The organism is Neobacillus vireti (assembly GCF_036962345.1).
In the GTDB taxonomy this organism is placed as follows: domain Bacteria; phylum Bacillota; class Bacilli; order Bacillales; family Cytobacillaceae; genus Neobacillus; species Neobacillus vireti_A.
On record NZ_JBALNB010000017.1, the window covers coordinates 145,983 to 162,808 of the forward strand.

General features: G+C 38.3%; 16 protein-coding genes and 1 pseudogene. 5 read left to right on the forward strand and 12 right to left on the reverse strand.

Going from position 1 to position 16,826, the window contains the following annotated elements; translation table 11 throughout:
• Positions 1 to 105: 105 nt before the first annotated feature.
• Both V7108_RS20445 and V7108_RS20450 read left to right on the forward strand, forming a co-directional pair.
• Positions 106 to 1,287: a hypothetical protein gene (locus V7108_RS20445; RefSeq protein WP_335569264.1), complete on the forward strand. Its 1,182-nt coding sequence runs from the start codon at positions 106 to 108 to the stop codon at positions 1,285 to 1,287.
• Positions 1,288 to 1,299: 12 nt separating this feature from the next.
• Positions 1,300 to 2,442, forward strand: a complete 1,143-nt coding sequence (locus V7108_RS20450; RefSeq protein ID WP_335569265.1) for a hypothetical protein — start codon at positions 1,300 to 1,302, stop codon at positions 2,440 to 2,442.
• A gap of 776 nt (positions 2,443 to 3,218) precedes the next feature.
• On the opposite strand, the gene V7108_RS20455 is transcribed toward V7108_RS20450, so the two are convergent.
• Complete coding sequence (locus V7108_RS20455) at positions 3,219 to 3,524, reverse strand: hypothetical protein (protein ID WP_335512974.1); 306 nt, start codon at positions 3,522 to 3,524, stop codon at positions 3,219 to 3,221.
• Between the two features lie 121 nt (positions 3,525 to 3,645).
• On the opposite strand from V7108_RS20455, the gene V7108_RS20460 reads away from it, so the two are divergent.
• On the forward strand, positions 3,646 to 3,789 hold the full coding sequence (locus V7108_RS20460; protein WP_335512972.1) for a hypothetical protein: 144 nt from the start codon (positions 3,646 to 3,648) through the stop codon (positions 3,787 to 3,789).
• On the opposite strand, the gene V7108_RS20465 is transcribed toward V7108_RS20460, so the two are convergent.
• From V7108_RS20465 to V7108_RS20475, 3 genes and pseudogenes are all read right to left on the reverse strand, one after another.
• Positions 3,786 to 3,950, reverse strand: coding sequence for a hypothetical protein (locus V7108_RS20465; protein ID WP_335512970.1), 165 nt, complete (start codon positions 3,948 to 3,950; stop codon positions 3,786 to 3,788). The two genes, V7108_RS20460 and V7108_RS20465, sit on opposite strands and share 4 nt — an antisense overlap.
• 259 nt (positions 3,951 to 4,209) lie before the next feature.
• Positions 4,210 to 5,008 (reverse strand): annotated as a pseudogene (locus tag V7108_RS20470) (DUF2935 domain-containing protein).
• A 441-nt stretch (positions 5,009 to 5,449) separates the two neighbouring features.
• Positions 5,450 to 6,109 carry a DUF3267 domain-containing protein gene (locus V7108_RS20475; protein ID WP_335569266.1) on the reverse strand — a complete coding sequence of 220 codons (660 nt, stop codon included), beginning with the start codon at positions 6,107 to 6,109 and terminating at the stop codon, positions 5,450 to 5,452.
• Between the two features lie 311 nt (positions 6,110 to 6,420).
• Between V7108_RS20475 and V7108_RS20480 the strand changes: the two genes are divergently transcribed.
• A complete protein-coding gene (locus V7108_RS20480; protein ID WP_335569267.1) occupies positions 6,421 to 7,278 on the forward strand; it encodes a DUF2935 domain-containing protein in 858 nt (285 codons plus the stop codon).
• A gap of 111 nt (positions 7,279 to 7,389) precedes the next feature.
• On the opposite strand, the gene V7108_RS20485 is transcribed toward V7108_RS20480, so the two are convergent.
• From V7108_RS20485 to V7108_RS20505, 5 genes are all read right to left on the reverse strand, one after another.
• Positions 7,390 to 7,608: a hypothetical protein gene (locus V7108_RS20485; protein ID WP_335569268.1), complete on the reverse strand. Its 219-nt coding sequence runs from the start codon at positions 7,606 to 7,608 to the stop codon at positions 7,390 to 7,392.
• Between the two features lie 87 nt (positions 7,609 to 7,695).
• The gene (locus tag V7108_RS20490; RefSeq protein WP_335569269.1) at positions 7,696 to 9,084 is read right to left on the reverse strand and encodes a sugar porter family MFS transporter; all 1,389 of its coding nucleotides are present in this window, start codon (positions 9,082 to 9,084) and stop codon (positions 7,696 to 7,698) included.
• Between the two features lie 183 nt (positions 9,085 to 9,267).
• Positions 9,268 to 10,692: an L-arabinose isomerase gene (araA, locus tag V7108_RS20495; RefSeq protein WP_335569270.1), complete on the reverse strand. Its 1,425-nt coding sequence runs from the start codon at positions 10,690 to 10,692 to the stop codon at positions 9,268 to 9,270.
• A gap of 51 nt (positions 10,693 to 10,743) precedes the next feature.
• Positions 10,744 to 11,439, reverse strand: coding sequence for an L-ribulose-5-phosphate 4-epimerase (locus tag V7108_RS20500; RefSeq protein ID WP_335509992.1), 696 nt, complete (start codon positions 11,437 to 11,439; stop codon positions 10,744 to 10,746).
• Positions 11,433 to 13,070, reverse strand: coding sequence for a xylulokinase (locus V7108_RS20505; RefSeq protein WP_335509990.1), 1,638 nt, complete (start codon positions 13,068 to 13,070; stop codon positions 11,433 to 11,435). Before V7108_RS20505 ends, V7108_RS20500 begins: the two co-directional genes overlap by 7 nt.
• A gap of 349 nt (positions 13,071 to 13,419) precedes the next feature.
• Here V7108_RS20505 and V7108_RS20510 point away from each other — a divergent pair, with 349 nt between their 5' ends.
• Positions 13,420 to 14,511, forward strand: coding sequence for a GntR family transcriptional regulator (locus tag V7108_RS20510; protein ID WP_335569271.1), 1,092 nt, complete (start codon positions 13,420 to 13,422; stop codon positions 14,509 to 14,511).
• A 192-nt stretch (positions 14,512 to 14,703) separates the two neighbouring features.
• Here V7108_RS20510 and V7108_RS26950 read toward each other — a convergent pair whose 3' ends face one another.
• The 3 genes from V7108_RS26950 to V7108_RS20520 form a co-directional block, all read right to left on the reverse strand.
• A complete protein-coding gene (locus tag V7108_RS26950; protein WP_420489206.1) occupies positions 14,704 to 15,048 on the reverse strand; it encodes an enolase C-terminal domain-like protein in 345 nt (114 codons plus the stop codon).
• Positions 15,049 to 15,342: 294 nt separating this feature from the next.
• The gene (locus tag V7108_RS20515; protein ID WP_335569272.1) at positions 15,343 to 15,675 is read right to left on the reverse strand and encodes a Zn-ribbon domain-containing OB-fold protein; all 333 of its coding nucleotides are present in this window, start codon (positions 15,673 to 15,675) and stop codon (positions 15,343 to 15,345) included.
• Between the two features lie 5 nt (positions 15,676 to 15,680).
• Positions 15,681 to 16,811, reverse strand: coding sequence for a thiolase C-terminal domain-containing protein (locus tag V7108_RS20520; protein ID WP_420489205.1), 1,131 nt, complete (start codon positions 16,809 to 16,811; stop codon positions 15,681 to 15,683).
• Positions 16,812 to 16,826 lie beyond the last annotated feature (15 nt).

A 16,826-nucleotide genomic window follows, 5' to 3' on the forward strand; every position in this document is an offset into this window, starting at 1 on the left:
TTCTCTTCCTTTTTTTAGTCATCAACCACTCTTTTTATCTAGTCTTTCTTACCTATACCTGTTAAGATGTTTTCTAGAATATTTTTACAAAGGGGTATAACTAAAATGAGAAAAGGAATGAACTTCATCTTATTCGTTTTCCTCCTGTTACTGTCCGCTTGTGGTAGTAATGATGTGATTATTAAGGAACAAACCGAAGAAAAACAGCTTCAAAAGAAGTCTACAAGTAAGTTTAAGGATGCGTCTTTTTTGCGTGACCCGACAAAAATCTATACATATGAATTTAGTGATGACACTTTTATAGTTGAAACTATTGAAAGAGACAACGAGAATGAGCAAATTTGGAATCAGTCCATGGGAGATGGATCAACAAAACAAACCATTATGATGGAGGAAAAAGATGGTTTGATGATAGGAGATGCCCAAAGTAAATCTCCTGCCTTGCGGTATCCAATTGAGCTCGGTCAAACGTGGCAGCAATGCAATGAAGAGAATGAGTGTATTAGCTATGAGATTGTAACCTTAATAGATTACTATACTACTTCGGCTGGTAAATTTACGGATGTGGCCATGGTTGAATCAAGCGATGGACGTACTGCTTATTTTGCAAAAGAGGTTGGACTCATTTATATAGAGGATCAAAATAAAGATGCCCTTGTCGAACTAATAGGACTTCAAGAGTTTACTCGTGATCATACATCAGGGAAAGAGGCAGTCTATCATTGGGAAGAAGTGGTAGACACTGCTGGCGGGAAGCACCGGGTTGACATCGTTCCAATTGAAGACAAAAGCTATCCTTCGGGCATGACTTGGGCAGGTGCGAATGAGTTTGATTTAATTCGTGAAGGGTCCTATGAGTTCCGTGTCGATGATATCACGCAATCTGAAAAGATTGACGATTGGCTTTTCAACATGGAACAAAATAGCGGAAGAATCATCGGAACCAAACCAAATATTATTGTTGTCCAACAAACAGAATCTTCGAATTCAAACTATAGTAAATTATTCTATATCCATGATGAAAAAATGGTTGAAGTAAAAGACACAGCTGGCCGAAGCAGCGGATTTTTTTACAGTGGTGACCGTGTATATCCACTCAGCGAAGATACATTTCTTACCGCTTGGTACAATAATGCCGAAGTCGAGACCTATTATGAACTGTATACCTATAAAATTACTGACCTCGCTGCAGGAACGACCGAACTGATAAAAGAAGATAAAGTTCGTCTCGAAGAATCCGAGGCCTATTTCCAACAATTTGAAGAGAATTCGGCACCAGCCAATTAAGGAGATATTGGAATGATGAAAAGAATCGTAAAGCTGCTATTTCCCTTATTAGCATTGGCCTGTATGGGTGGTGCAACATACGGGGCTTATGAATTTTTCACGAGCAAAACGGTAGAAGGAACCATAACAGAAGCTCCTGAAGAAAACCAAGACAAGCAAGAAGATCCTTCTTCAACCGAGGCACTCTTAACTGATCCTGAAATCCGCTCTGTAATGGAAAAATATTTTGAATGGGTGGAAACAAGCTACACCTTTCTAACAGAACGACTTCAATATGATGCAACCCTTATCAATATATATAACCGGGAATATGAGGAGAAAATTTCTACTCTCGTATCAAGAAACTATATGAACGAGCATAAGGATTTTCTCGAAACCATTATCGCCACAAGTGGGGAAGGGATGCCACATCCAAATTATGATACAAGATTTGAGGTAATGGAAAACACACCAACAAAAGTAAGTGTTAAATCACTCGTGGAACCGTTCATCTACGGCGCAGATTATAATGAATTTGCGGATAATTTTTATATCACAGCTGTTAAGGAGAACGGTCAATGGTTAATTGATAAAGTCACCCTAACCTCAGCTCCAGAAGAAGCTGTTAACTTTACGGAGGAAGAAATCAAAAAATTGATTCAAGCGAATGGCTTAACGTACCTAGGGGATATTACCCTGAACGCAACAATCGGTCACGATCAATCCATGAATGAGATTATAAGCGAAACAAAGGTCTATTTAGTAGAAGGTGAATTTACAGATGGCGTAGATGGACTTACCGCTGCAAGCGGAAATGTAATCTACGACATACCAGCAGATTCGGTACCTACGCCTGAAACAAGTGAAAATGAAGAGGTAACCGGCCCGCTTGTGCTAGAATATGCCTTCCATGAAGATGGAACCATCACTGCCTCTTATAAGGAAGGAGCCACGATTTCATTGAAGGTAGGGGAAGAAATTCTCATCCAACGAACAGATTCTATGGATGAAAATGAGTTTTATGATGAACTCATGATTAGCTCCGGTCCAATCGATTGGAACACGGCTAAGCAAACAACCATTATTGGTGTTCAACCAGGAATATCTGAACTCAACATTTTACCCTTTGATGATTGGGACCAAGCCTACACGATCAACTTTCAAGTAACTGAATAGATAGTGGAAAATCATCCGTTATTGCAAAGACATAACAGTCAGATAGAAGTTTTTAAGGAAGAAATTAATTAAATAGTAAGGTTCGCACTGTTATCGTTTTCTAAAACAGTGCCGGATCCTTACTGCAATCAAAAGGGCTTAGAGGAAAATTTCCTCTAAGCCCTTCCACTAAGTACTTGAGACGAGAGAAGTTATTTACCTTAATTGTAGGAATGATGCTTTCCTAATACCCTTTATTTAAACAGTTTTTGGTTTCCCTTTTTACTAGATTCTCTTTTCGACAAATTCCTTTACTCCCAAGGTGGAAAAACTCAGGTTTAACAGCAAGTAAAGCTATTTTAATCAATCGATTGGTTAACACGAATTCAACTAATTAAACGTTTGATTAAATTGTGCATAAGCCCTCTTATCATCAAACTTTTGCCTGCTTTCATGAAAATTAATTTTCGTATAATGGCTATGACTTTTAGGAATTATCTTCAAAACAGACAATAGAAACTAACAAAATACATATTTTTGCAATAATAAACACGATGGATCACCAACTAATCGATTGGTTAGTTTGAGTATAAATCCAGTAACCTCAAGGTTTTATTAAAATAACAAGTACGAGAATTGTCAATAAAAAGCCACCAGAACCGTCCCCATGGCCTCATGCATCACTCTAGATCATCTATAACATCAAACATAAAATAAAAGGCATGAGTCCGGTTCAATACCGAATTCATGCCCAAGAAGCTGCCTAAATTTCGAAAAACCGAGGAGTGACAGGCATCTCACAAGCTCATATACCCAAGCATTTCAGCAAAGGGCAAAATAGAAAGGAAGAAAAATAACAAAAATAGACTTAGGCCAATTAAAAATGTCCTCTTATTCATGCGGTGTCTGTTGAATAAAATAACGGCAATCCAAATAGGAAACGCGATGACTATATTCAACACACTGACCCATATACTGATCCCAACAAAGTAGATATTGATATCATGTTCGCTCCGCCCTCCGTTAACCATAAAATGGAGGACCATCATTACACTAAGAAACAACAGCAGGATTAAATGATAAGCAAGCCAGGCTTTTTTCATGATTACCTCATCATAATAATTATTTTATTACCTCTTACCTTACATTAAACTAATTTAACGTATTTATGGGAATAATTTCACCATTGAGAAAACCGGAGGGAAAACCGGAGGGACGGTTCTCATGGTTAGATTTTGGGTTACCATTTCCTACTTGAAAGGCCAACAGAACCGTCCCCATGGTCCTTCTCAAGACGAAAAAAATACCGCCATTGCGGTATTAGCTTTTCTAATTTCAAAATTGTTAGTGGAGCTATTGTTAAACTAATCGACACTATTATTCTTTTTTATTTCGTCGCGTATTTCCTTTAGATATTCATTTCTTTGTTTCATTAACTTTAAGATAGTAATTACAACATAAATAGCAAACACGAGAATTCCTAAATATAATAAGATAGGAATAAGTCCTAAAAAAGCCATCATTTCCATATGTTAATCCTCCAAAACTATGTTTCAACTTATATTACCATATTATTCCATGAATTCCTCGTTAATTTAAATTTATATAAAACAACAAAGTTAACGAAAACAGTCTGTCGTTAAAAGAATGACCCGGGGTCGGTTCTCATAATTCGATTATGGTTAGGTATCTCACAAATCTCAAAATCGTTCAACGATCACAACGACACATTGTGTGAGGGCTGACACCACCAATTAAAAAGCCATTAGAACCGTCCCCATGGTCCTGTTATTCCATTAGTCGAGGTTTAGCAGGATTACAGTTTGGCGGTTCAATATCTGCACTTTCTGCTAATTTCATTAAATAATAACATTCTTCTCGATACATATGATCTGCCATTAAAGGCGCAAAAGTTCCTAATGCTTGCTTACTTAGTTTTAGTTCTTCCAGTTCAGATAAGAAATTTTGAAATAGCTTAATTTCTAACTCAGCGTCCTTAGTCATTTTTTTCAAAGCTGGAAAGGCAGTCAAATTGGTTCTTAAATATCCTGCTAGCTCTACCGCTTTTAGGTAAAAACCTTCAAAGTCCTTTTTAAATGTGTTACTTTTCTCTCTTAATTTCTTTTCAACACCATCTAAATTGGAGGATATCGCTTCGGAATGTCCCGCAGCATCCAATAACCATAAAAGGATGATGATGGAGTTCATGGTAAACAGGAGGGTCTTGCCCCGCCATTAAATGTTTTAAAATTCTTAAATATTCCTCTAATTCATTTACCATATGGTTAAAAAAAGTAGGTGAAAGGTGAATCTTAATTTTTCCGACAAGGTGCTTTCTTAGTAATTCTAATTTAAATTCTCGTAATTTTAGTACCTCTTCTTCTGCTTGAGCGGTTAATTGCATCAATTCAGAGGAATTTGATTGATCTAAAAGTGTATCAAATGTATGAATAAAATTAGCGGCCTGCTCAATCTCAGCTTTTTGAACAGGAGCAAGAGCTTCATAAATAAACCTAGAATGATCACCTAAAATCTGCAGCCAAAATCGGTGTTCAAATCTTGCATTCCTCTCAAATGTTTCATTCATGTTGGTTCCTCCTAGGAAAAAAATATCCACACAAATTGATATATATTCCCGTAAAGTGCTCTTATGCCAGGGGGACGGTTCTCCTGGTTCAGAAAAAGGTGCCTGTCACCGGATGTGTCCTTTCGTCAACACATCGGTGACAGGCACCTTTTTGGTTCTATATCTGAAAAATCTTATGGATGAGATTAAATTATTAATAGTCTCAGTGTAACGGGTTCTCTTAATGAGAGTAATTGAATTTAATAAGATGGTAACGATTAGAAGAACCATTCTTACAAATACCACTGCACCCGTTGTGTCCATAAGAGCAGACCAATCCTCGTTTTACCAGATAATGGCCATATAAGATTTGGAAATATAACGAAATAACACAAGCACTGATACTCATAATAGAAAGAGCAATCCAATTCTTGTGGGCATGCCTTTTATATATTCATTGTTTCAGACCTCTTTATTCATAACGATATTATTTTCATCAGCAACCTGACCGTTAATTCTTTGTTTCCAATAAGTATTTGTTCCATTATTTTTTAGAATTGCATGGTACGGAACCTGTTTAATTATAAGAAGGAGATTAAGGAGATCAACAGATGATGCCATGGCATTTAGAATGATCAAAATTTTTAGTGTCGGTGTTAATAGCCCAAATGCACCTAATAGTAATGGCATAATGATTGAAATAATCATGAAAGGCGCAATGGTAATGAAGATATATCTTGATTTTGAAATCTCCTCCTCCGTTAGGACAAAACCTCCGAAAAGAGTAAGACCTATATATGTTTTTTGGGATTGTATAAAGTGAGGAATGAAAATTAAATGAAGTAATTCGTGAAGGATGATCAGTAGAACAAGCAAAAAAATAATGCCTAAGTTAATGGATATTGATATTGAATCCGATGTAAATCCAAAATCGCTTAAAGCAATAGAGGAAAAGATATTTATGATCCCAATAGAGATGAATGCAGCGACAATCATGAAAGGAATTGATAACAAAATAGCACTCATTACATTCTTAGGTTCTTTCATTGGAATCCATCCACTTTTAATTAGGTCCAAATGTAAATGCGGGTTACTTTTTGGCACTTTGTTTACTATTTTCATTAATACACCCCCGTACATACCTCAATTCAAGAAATTTGAAACTACCCTACCAAAAAAACTTAATGAACACGCTACATCCCTTTCTAAATATTAACATATATATCCAGTAAACTTAAAAAGTTTTGTTTCAGAATCTGGGGGTGCCATAGGGACGGTTCTCATGGTTCGATTATGGGTTAGTATCACAAAAAACCATGAGAACCGTCCCCCTGGCCTGCCCGACTTGCCCCGTATTCAATCCTAGGTATATTTAATTAACTTTGTTAATAAGCTTAGAGCAATTGGATTATTTTATTGAGGGGGTTTTAAGAATGAACGGTGAGGATCACATGTTACATGCTGATACTGGTGTTACATCTGTATTGTTTGTTGAGCGCTCTTTAAATGAAATACGTTTTTGGGCTAGGATCATGAAAGAACATTCTTTATTTCTTCGATTGGGTTTTAGAGCAGAGGATACTCAACTAATTCAAGAGGCCAATCAATTTTACCGTACATTTGAACGTATCGAACAAGCCGCACATGCATTTACTAATCAAACGGATCCAGAACAAATTAGAAGATTTAATTCAGAAGTACAACAAGCTGCAACGAATATATATGTATTTAAACGAAAAATATTAGGCTTAATTATTACATGTCAGTTGCCAGGAGCCAATAATTTCCCACTGCTAGTTGATCATACAAGCAGGGAAGCGAATTACTTTAGAAAACGACTAATTCAATTAAATGAAGGTAAATTGGATGCCCTTCCAGACGCTATTATTAAAGAAAATGTCTTCTTCTTAAGGATAATGGCTGATCATGCTAAATTTATTGGTCATTTGCTGGATCCATCCGAAAGGAAATTAATTGATATGGCACATAATTTTAGTAATGATTTTGATCAATTATTGTACCAAGCCAGAGATTTGGACTCGATGAGACCACAATCTCAAACAATTCCTCTTTTGGATCAATTTTTGGACCAAAACCGTGTATCGGTCTCATCCCTTCGAGACTTTAAGAAGACTGCACGTGATTTAATTGAGGAATGTAAAATTAAGAGTATCATTCATCCACTATTAGCAGACCATGTTTTTCGGGAAGCTGATAGGTTCCTTGAAATCATTGATATGTTTGATGCCCATCTTACTGCCGGCAGTCAAAAACCTAGAGATCAATATTAAAGACCCCTTTAATAAAAACGTTAGGAGCCACAGGGACGGTTCTAATGGTTCCATTTATACATAGAGGTGTCACTAACTAGTTAGGTGACACCTCTATTTACACATTCACAATCAAAAAAAGCCATCAGAACCGTCCCCATGGCCGCCCAAAGTTTCCTCGGCTTCGGACAGGTACTTGCTTTTTTTTGCCCTTCCTTGTCCGAAGTTGACACGGCTTCGGACTCGGCCTTGCTTTTTAATGTTCAGCAAACAAATGATAAATTGAAAAATGGCCGAAGTCGCAACTTCGGCCTTAAGAAAGAAATCATAGAGAAACCAACATGCTTTCATGAGCATCAGCCCTTAGAAAAATTAATCGGGCTAGAAGACTAACCATCAGTGGGGCATGGAGACCCCCCCACTGATGGAAGTTCCACTTTATGCTGTTTTTTTGTTCGCTTGTCTATTTTCTCCGATTTTTTCAATTTCCTCCAGGGTATATCCACGAGTTTCAGGAACACATGTCCGGATAAAGAAAACTCCAAGTAAACAAATAGCACCGAAGATTGCAAAAACAGCTTCCTGAGACATTGAAGCAGTCATAATTGGAAACATTAATCCAACTAAGAAAGAACCAATCCAGTTAAAGGATGAGGCCAATCCTGACGCACGTCCACGAATCATCAATGGGAATATTTCTCCGACAATGACCCACGTTAAAGGAGCCCATGTGAATGAATAAAAGGCTACATAGATACTTAAAAAAACAACGATCATCATTGGACTTGCATTTGGAATGACTAGATTTATAATGGCTGGCAAAATAAAGGACAGCCCCATAACCGTTCCACCTAGAGTTAATAAAGTCCTGCGCTTAAATTTATCAGCAATCAGTAGGAATAGTAATGAACCTAGAACGAGAATAATTCCTTGAATAATTGGCCACATCAACGCTGAACTCGCTTCATTTCCTGTTGCTTTTTCGACAATTAAAGGAATGTAATAAAAAATTGCGTTTGCACCCTGGAATTGTTGAAAAGCAGCAACACCCACTCCGGCAATAACTAAATAACGGTATTTACCACTAAGCAGTGATCCCCATGAAACATTTTTACTTGCCAGTTTTTCCTCTTTAGCAGTGTCTTGTATTTGTTTAATTTCAGACTCAATTTCTTCTTTAGGACGAATGTAGCTCAACACTTTTCGTGCTTCATTAAGTTTATTATTTTTAATTAAAAAACGTGGTGATTCAGGTAACTTTAACACTCCAATAAATAAAATGATTGCAGGTACGGCCGCCATCGTAAGCATTAAACGCCACGCCGTTGTTACTGGTAAACCACTCAATAAAAAATCAACAATGTACGAAAGTAACATCCCGGAAACAATCATAGTTTGATTGATCCCTGACAACCGTCCGCGCAGACGTGCAGGGGCCATTTCCGACATATAGGCAGGGACCAACGCGGAAGCAGCACCAACGGCCATCCCTAAGAAAACTCGAACAACAATCAAAAAGATACTTCCATTATGAGGAGCTACCCCTGACAAAATGGACCCAATCGTAAAAATGACAGCAGAGATTAAGATCATCTTGCGCCGTCCTAAACGGTCTGATAGTTGTCCGGCCATGGCACCTCCAAAAATTGCGCCAAACATGATCGAAGAGGTAATCCAGCCAATAGCTGTAGCGCTTTCAAGCCCCCAATCTTGTTGCAGAAAAGGCAAAGCCCCCGTCATCACCCCAATATCATATCCAAACAAAATTCCGCCAAAAGCCCCGAAAAAATAAATGAAGCTACTTGAGACTTTCTTTTCATTAAGCATTAAAGTTCCCCCCTAGATGTTATATAATTATATCTTTTTATTTCGGTAGATTAACGTTTTCATATATTCAAAAAGCTACAATCACGCTTGAGAATCCGAATGGTTCCTATTTTCATTCTTCAACTTCTGGAATACCTATCTTTTCCCTCCAAGGAAGTAGAACTTCCTCGGAGGATAAAGTCATTACTTAATCACTACGTAATCCAAGTCAACAAGTTTTGCATAGGTGATAATTTGGTCTGTTGTTAAATTCAATGAAACAACTGTATGGTGACCTCCGCCATTCTCGATCCAAGATTTCACCCCATCTTGGAAGTTAGGCTTGACTTCCCACAGTACGCGGGCGACTGGAAGGTTTGGTGCTGGAACAGTTGGCTCAAATGCAGAAACTTCATTAATTAATAGTTTGTAATGAGTACCAAAGTCCGCCATAGAAACAACAACACCGTCTCCTGCTTTACCGTCGAATACTAAACGTGCTGGGTCTTCACGGTCACCAATGCCTAATGGAGATAAAACAATCTTTGGTTTGTTACTTGCTAATGATGGGTCGACTTCAAGCATATGTGATTGAAGGATGGATTCCATGCCAGCAGCTAATTCATATGTGTAATCTTCCATAAAGCCAGTTGATTGGTTATGACTCATCACTTTCAGTAAGCGGTCGAGTGCTGCCGTCTTCCAATCCCCTTCACCGGCAAAACCATATCCTTGTGCCATCAAACGTTGGACGGCTAGACCAGGTAGCTGTTTCATACCATGTAAATCTTCAAAGTTAGTTGTGAAGGCATTGTATCCGCCCTCATCAAGGAATCGTTTAATAGCGATTTCGTAGCTTGCTTGCACCTTTACGCTTTTCTCCCAATCTTCTCTACTATAGGTGCCATAGTCAAATTCATAAAGTCCTTCATATTCTGCAAATAAAGCATCAATTTCTTCATCCGTAACCGCATTTACATATTGAACAAGGTCTCCGATTCCAAAATAGTCAACTGTCCACCCAAATTGGATCTGCGCTTCAACCTTATCCCCTTCGGTCACACCAACATTACGCATATTGTCCCCAAAGCGAGCGACTTTTATATTGAAGCCTTCGTTATAAGCAACCGCTACATCCATCCATTGTGCAATTTGCTGTTGTACTCCAGGACGCTCCCAGTAACCTACGACAACTTTATTTTGCTTCTTCAAACGGGCATTGATAAAACCATATTCACGGTCACCGTGAGCGGATTGGTTTAGGTTCATAAAGTCCATATCAATTGTGTCCCATGGAATACTTTCATTGAATTGTGTAGCTAAATGAAGCAATGGTTTTTGTAATAATTTTGTTCCGCGAATCCACATTTTTGCGGGTGAGAACGTATGCATCCACGTGATAACACCAGCAACTTCATCACGATAATTGACTTCTTTCATGATGCTTGTGATTTTATCCGCAGTAACAGCTAAATCTTGCAATACAAGTGGATAAGGTAAAACACCGCTTTCATTTAAGGCATCGGTCATCGTTTGTGCGTGTGCTTTGACTTCAGCTAGCGCTTCTTCCCCGTAAAGATGTTGTGAGCCTACAACAAACCAAAATTCTCTTTTTCCTGCTGTTAACATAATCATCCTCTTTTCTTAATTTAATGGTTTGATAGATTGATAGATTTTATATTACTTTTGACCGTAATAAGCATGTTTTCCATGTTTTCGTAAATAATGTTTATCTAAAATACCTTGTGGCAATTCTTCAGCAATTGGATTTAATTCCCTTGCAAATAAATTCATTTTGCAAACTTCTTCCAACACTACACTATTCATTACCGCTGCTTTTACGTCTTTGCCCCAAGTAAATGGAGCATGACCATGAAGTAAGACACCAGGAACCGCTAAAATATCTAACCCACGCTCTTCAAATGTCTCGATGATCACATTACCCGTTTCTTTTTCGTAACCACGATCAATCTCCTCTTGTGTCAGGAAGCGGGCACAAGGAACGGAACCATAGAATGTGTCTGCATGAGTAGTCCCCATTGCCGGAACATCGAGGCCTGCCTGCGCCCATATTGTTGACCAAGTTGAATGCGTGTGCACGATGCCGCCGATTTCTGGGTAATGCTTATAAAGTACGGCGTGAGTCGGTGTATCTGATGAAGGGTTTAACTCTCCTTCAACAACATTGCCATCTAAATCAACAACTACCATATCGCTAGCTTTCATTATTTCATAATCAACACCACTCGGTTTGATAACGAATAATCCACTTTCACGATCAATGGCACTTGCATTTCCCCATGTGTATTTCACAAGTCCATGTTTTGGTAAATCCAGATTTGCTTGAAATACTTCTTCCTTCAGTTGTTCTAACATGTCATTCCCTCCAGCTTTCCACTCAAAGTCAAATGATCTACAGCTGCCTTCTCAATGACTAAACCTTTTTTGTATCGTTCGATAAATTCTTCAAATCCTTCAACGTCAAATCCATCGGGAAAAATTTCTTGTCCATCAACCTCTTGAAAGACCTTTATGTCGAGAAAGTCTTCTAAACTTTCATTTTGATCTTTGTTCATCATGTAAGAAGCAAGAATAGCGATTCCCCACGCACCGCCTTCTCCAGCCGTTGACATAACTGAAACCGGAGCATTCATTGCTGCTGCAATAATCTTCTGTCCAACAACAGGAGTTTTAAATAAACCACCGTGAGCTAATATGCTATCAATTTTGATATTTTCCTTCTTTGTCAAAATATCCATTCCAATTTTCAAAGCACCAAAAGCAGTAAAAAGATGAGTCCGCATGAAGTTTGCTAAATTGAAATTACTCTCAGGTGAGCGAACAAATAAAGGTCGTCCTTTTTCGAATCCTGTGATATTTTCACCTGAATAATAACCGTAGCTTAGCAAACCACCACCATCTGGGTCTGCTTCCAAAGCTTTATTAAACATCACATCGAACAATTTATTCATGTCAACCTTTTGTCCCATTGCCTCAAGAAATTCACGGAACAATCCCAGCCAAGCATTGATATCACTTGAGCAGTTATTCGCATGAACCATTGCAACTGGACTGCCGTTCGGTGTAGTGACCAAGTCAATTTCTGGATACACCTTTGAAAGTTCCTTCTCTAGTACAATCATGGCAAAAACTGAAGTTCCTACAGAGACATTTCCAGTACGTTTTCTCACACTATTCGTAGCAACCATCCCTGTTCCAGCATCACCTTCTGGCGGGCAAAGCGGAATGCCTGGTTGTAAATTTTGTGATTTATCCAGAATTTTCGCTCCGATTTCGGTTAATTCACCTGCTTTATCGCCAGAAATATAGACTTTAGGGAGAATATCCCTTAGCCCCCAAGGATAACCATTGGCTGCAATCAGTTCATCAAACTGATGGATCATCGATTCATTGTAATCTTGTGTCGTTTCATCAATTGGAAACATGCCCGAAGCATCCCCAATCCCAATTGTTTTACTCCCAGTCAGTAACCAGTGAATATATCCAGCCAATGTAGTAATAAAATCTATACGAGGTAAATGGTTCTCTTCATTTAGTATTGCTTGATAAAGATGAGCAATACTCCACCGTTCAGGGATATTGAATTGGAATTTATCTGTTAATTCCTTTGCTGCAACACTGGTTGTTGCATTACGCCAAGTCCGAAACGGAACAAGCAGCTCACCAGTTTTGTCAAAAGCCATATACCCGTGCATCATTGCAGAAAATCCAATAGAACCAATTGTTCGAATTGTGATTCCATAATTCTGCTCAACTTCTTGCTTCATTTCACTATAAGCTGTTTGAAGACCTGTGATAACATCCACCAAGTTGTACGTCCAAATTCCGTTTTCTAAACGGTTTTCCCACTCATAACTTCCAGCTGCAATAGTTTCAAAACTGTTATCAATCAGCACTGCTTTTATACGAGTTGATCCGAATTCGATTCCAAGTGAAGTTTCTCCCTTAGCAATCGCTTGTTTAATATTTCCTCGATTCGTTTTCACGTTAATCCCCCTCTCAGATAGCGATTTCAAAATATCTTATGAAGAAAAGGTGGCGCTTTCCTTTTCACTAAATTTCATTTACAAGCTTAGTATATTTTTTGTACGTACATTTGTCAACATCAAAATTATATGTACATACAAATATTAGAATAGTTTTTCCTTTTCCCTTTTAAAATTTTTGTAATAGGAGGTATTCGTGAGTTACCTTTTTAATATTTACAATTTTCCAATTGTTCGTGCGAATTAGAGTAGAATGTTTTAATTCATTCAAAATCATGATAAAATATGTCCATACAAATTTTCGGGATAAAGAATTAGGATGCGAACAACTATGAAAGAAGTGAATGAAATGAAGCCAAAGTATCAGGTTATTATTGATGATATAAAAAGTAAAATTCTCTCAGGAGATTACCGCGAAGGAGAACAAATTCCTACTGAATCAGCCTTGCAAGAACAGTATGAAGTTAGCCGTCACACTGTTCGAAAGGCCATACTAGATCTATCAAATGAGGGATTCCTAAGAAGCGAAAAGGGCTCTGGTACTTATGTTAGTAACCAATATCAAACAAAGTCTCTCGCGAATTCTAATAATAAAACAATCGGTGTAATCACGACCTACATATCTGATTATATTTTCCCCTCAATTATTCGTGGAATCGAAGGGAGATTGAATGAGGATAATTATTCGTTACTATTAGCTAGTACAAATAATGATGTCAAACAAGAAAAAAAAGCTTTGGAAATGATGTTGTCATTTGGCGTAGATGGTTTGATTGTTGAACCTACAAAAAGCAATCTATACAATCCTAATATTGCTTACTACCTATCGTTCAAGGAACAGGATGTTCCATTCATCATGATCAATGCTTATTATGAAGAATTAGATGTTCCTTTCCTTTGTCTCGATGACGTGCAGTCTGGCTATCTCGCAACAAAAGAATTGATTTCGAAAGGACACACAAAAATTGGACTCATTTCAAAAACGGATGATTTACAAGGAAAGTATCGAATGAAGGGGTATATAAAAGCGCTTGGAGAAGCCAAATTACGATTTCAACCAGAGCATGTGCTTTCGTTCAATACTGAGACGAAGTTGGACCTATACACTAACTTGAAAAAGTTCCTAAATGAAAATAGAGACGTGTTGACTGCAATTGTTTGCTATAACGACCAGGTAGGATTGGAAGTGGTAAATGTATGCAGACAACTTGATATTTCTGTTCCGGAAAAATTATCAATTATTGGCCAGGACAATTCTTTCATTGCCAAAAATGCTAATATCAACCTAACGACATTGACACACCCACAAGAACAAATGGGACGTGATGCAGCTGATTGGATTATTAAGAAATTACAAGGGAAAAAGAACTTACCGAATGAAACATATTATCAACCAGTGTTAGTTGAAGGCGAGACTGTAAAAGAATTAGAAGATCAATAATCTGTTGCCCATGCATAAGAACAGTGCCTGTCACTCCCCGAATAATATCGAAGGAATCGACAAAAAGCGGGTGGTGACAGGCACCATAGCCTAATGGTCCCCCCCAATAGAAAAGCTTGCAGACATCTGTTTCGCCTGCAAGCTTTTCTGTTAAGATTTACGGGGTTACGGATGTACCATCTGGCCACCTAGTCAAAGTCCATTGAGGTAATTAATTGTGACAAGGGTATTTTTTAGCTTCTTCTTCATTATTATCAATACCAAGCCCTGGTCGTTGATTCGGGTACACGAACCCATTTTTGATTTCCTGACATCCAGGAAAAACTTCTCTAATATGCTCACTAACCCCGTAATATTCTTGAATTCCAAGTTTGGACTACTTACATTAAGATGGACATTAGCAGCATGACCAACAGGAGAAACATCAGCCGGTCCGTGCCATGTTGTACGGATGCCAAACATCTCACATGCTGCTGTTATTTTCCGTGCTGGGGTAATTCCACCTATTTGACTAACATGAATCCGAATAAAATATATTAATCTATTTTAAATTAAAATTTTAATAATATTTACAATATACTAACAGTGTGTTTTAGTTTCATTTATACATTGGGGCACTTCCTAAGTAAGTGCCCCTCTCAATTTTCTAATAACACCAATTTAAAAAAGCTGGCAGAACCGTCCTCCATGGTCTCGACTTCAAAATGCCGGGGGACGGTTCTCGTGGTTCGATTATGGTTAGGTATCTCCCAAAGTTTCATTTATACATATCGGTGTCACCTACTAGATAGGTGCCCATCTCTATTTCATAAACCACCAATTAAAAAGCCATCAGAACCGTCCCCATGGTCTCTGGTCTTTTCTCACACAATTTTTTTTAAAATAATAACCCCCATTTTCAAATTTTGAAAAATAAACCGTTTCCCCTATTTGTGCTGGTTCCTCCATACGGGCAGTTACTTTTAGTGCGGCATCTTTTAATTGAATGATGGCGACTGTATATGGGCTTTCTTGAACAAATTCCGCTGGTGGCACGTAAATGGTTGTTACAGAATAAACCGTACCTTCACCAGAAATTTCCCGTTCGCTAATTGGTTCATTTTCTAAATTGGAGGAAAAAGGCTTTGTCAGATAACTCTTATTTTTATACTCATAAATAATCATAGTGTTCACACCCTTTCCAATACATGTACGACAGAGTAAGCGCCCGTGCCACCTAAGTTTTGTGACATTCCTATTCGTGCATTTTTGACTTGGTTTACAGCTTCTCCTCTTAATTGAAGGACAATTTGAACGAACTGAGCTGTACCCGTTGCCCCAATTGGGTGGCCTCTTGATAAAAGACCTCCGCTTGTATTGATTGGTGTTTTACCGTTTAATCCAGCTTGTCCCTCCTCAATGAATCTCCAACCTTCCAGACTATTGGAAAAACCTAACCCTTCTATAGCAAGAAGTTCTGTGATGGAGAAGCAATCGTGAACCTCTACAACGTCAATATCAGACGGGCCTACTCCGGCTTGTTCGTAAGCGAGCTTCCCTGAATGGATAATGGCGGGAATTTCTAGAATGGAATCCAAGTCCTGAATATTTGTCGGACCAGATACTTGAACAGATGCTCGAATTTTAACTGCGCTCGGTTTTCTACTTAAAACAACACTCGCTGCCCCATCTGTTATCGGAGAACAATCGAATAGGCCAAGTGGATCCGTTATCTGTTTCGCTTGCATAACTTCTTCCATTGTCGTAGGCTTTCTGAATTGTGCAAGTGGATTGTTTAGTGCATAGGAACGATTTTGCAATACAACATTCGCTAGATGTTCCTTTGTTGCACCACTTTCATACATATATCGATTCGCTAGTAGTCCAAAGAAACCCGGGAATGTTAACCCCGCATTTTTTTCACTTGAATCATTATCCATGGCTGCATTTATTGCCTGCGTCACAACGTCTGTCGCAGCATGTTTCATTTTTTCTCCGCCAACAACAAGTACGTTTTCGTAAGCACCACTTAAAATACCAATCACAGCTTGACGAATGGCAATGCCTCCAGAGGCACATGCACCTTCTACTTTCAATGAAGGAATATGGCCAAGCTCTAGATCATTGACAAGCATGGCGCCTAGAATTTCCTGGTTAGCAATTGCCCCGCCCATGAAGTTTCCAACAAATACCGCATCAATTTTCGGATGTCCCGCATCCTTTAAAGCATCCCTCGCAGCTTGAAGTAAAAGCTCTTTTAATGAATAGTCAATATGTTTACCGAATGGTGTAATGCCAACACCGCTTACAAATACATCCATCACTAACCTCTCCTT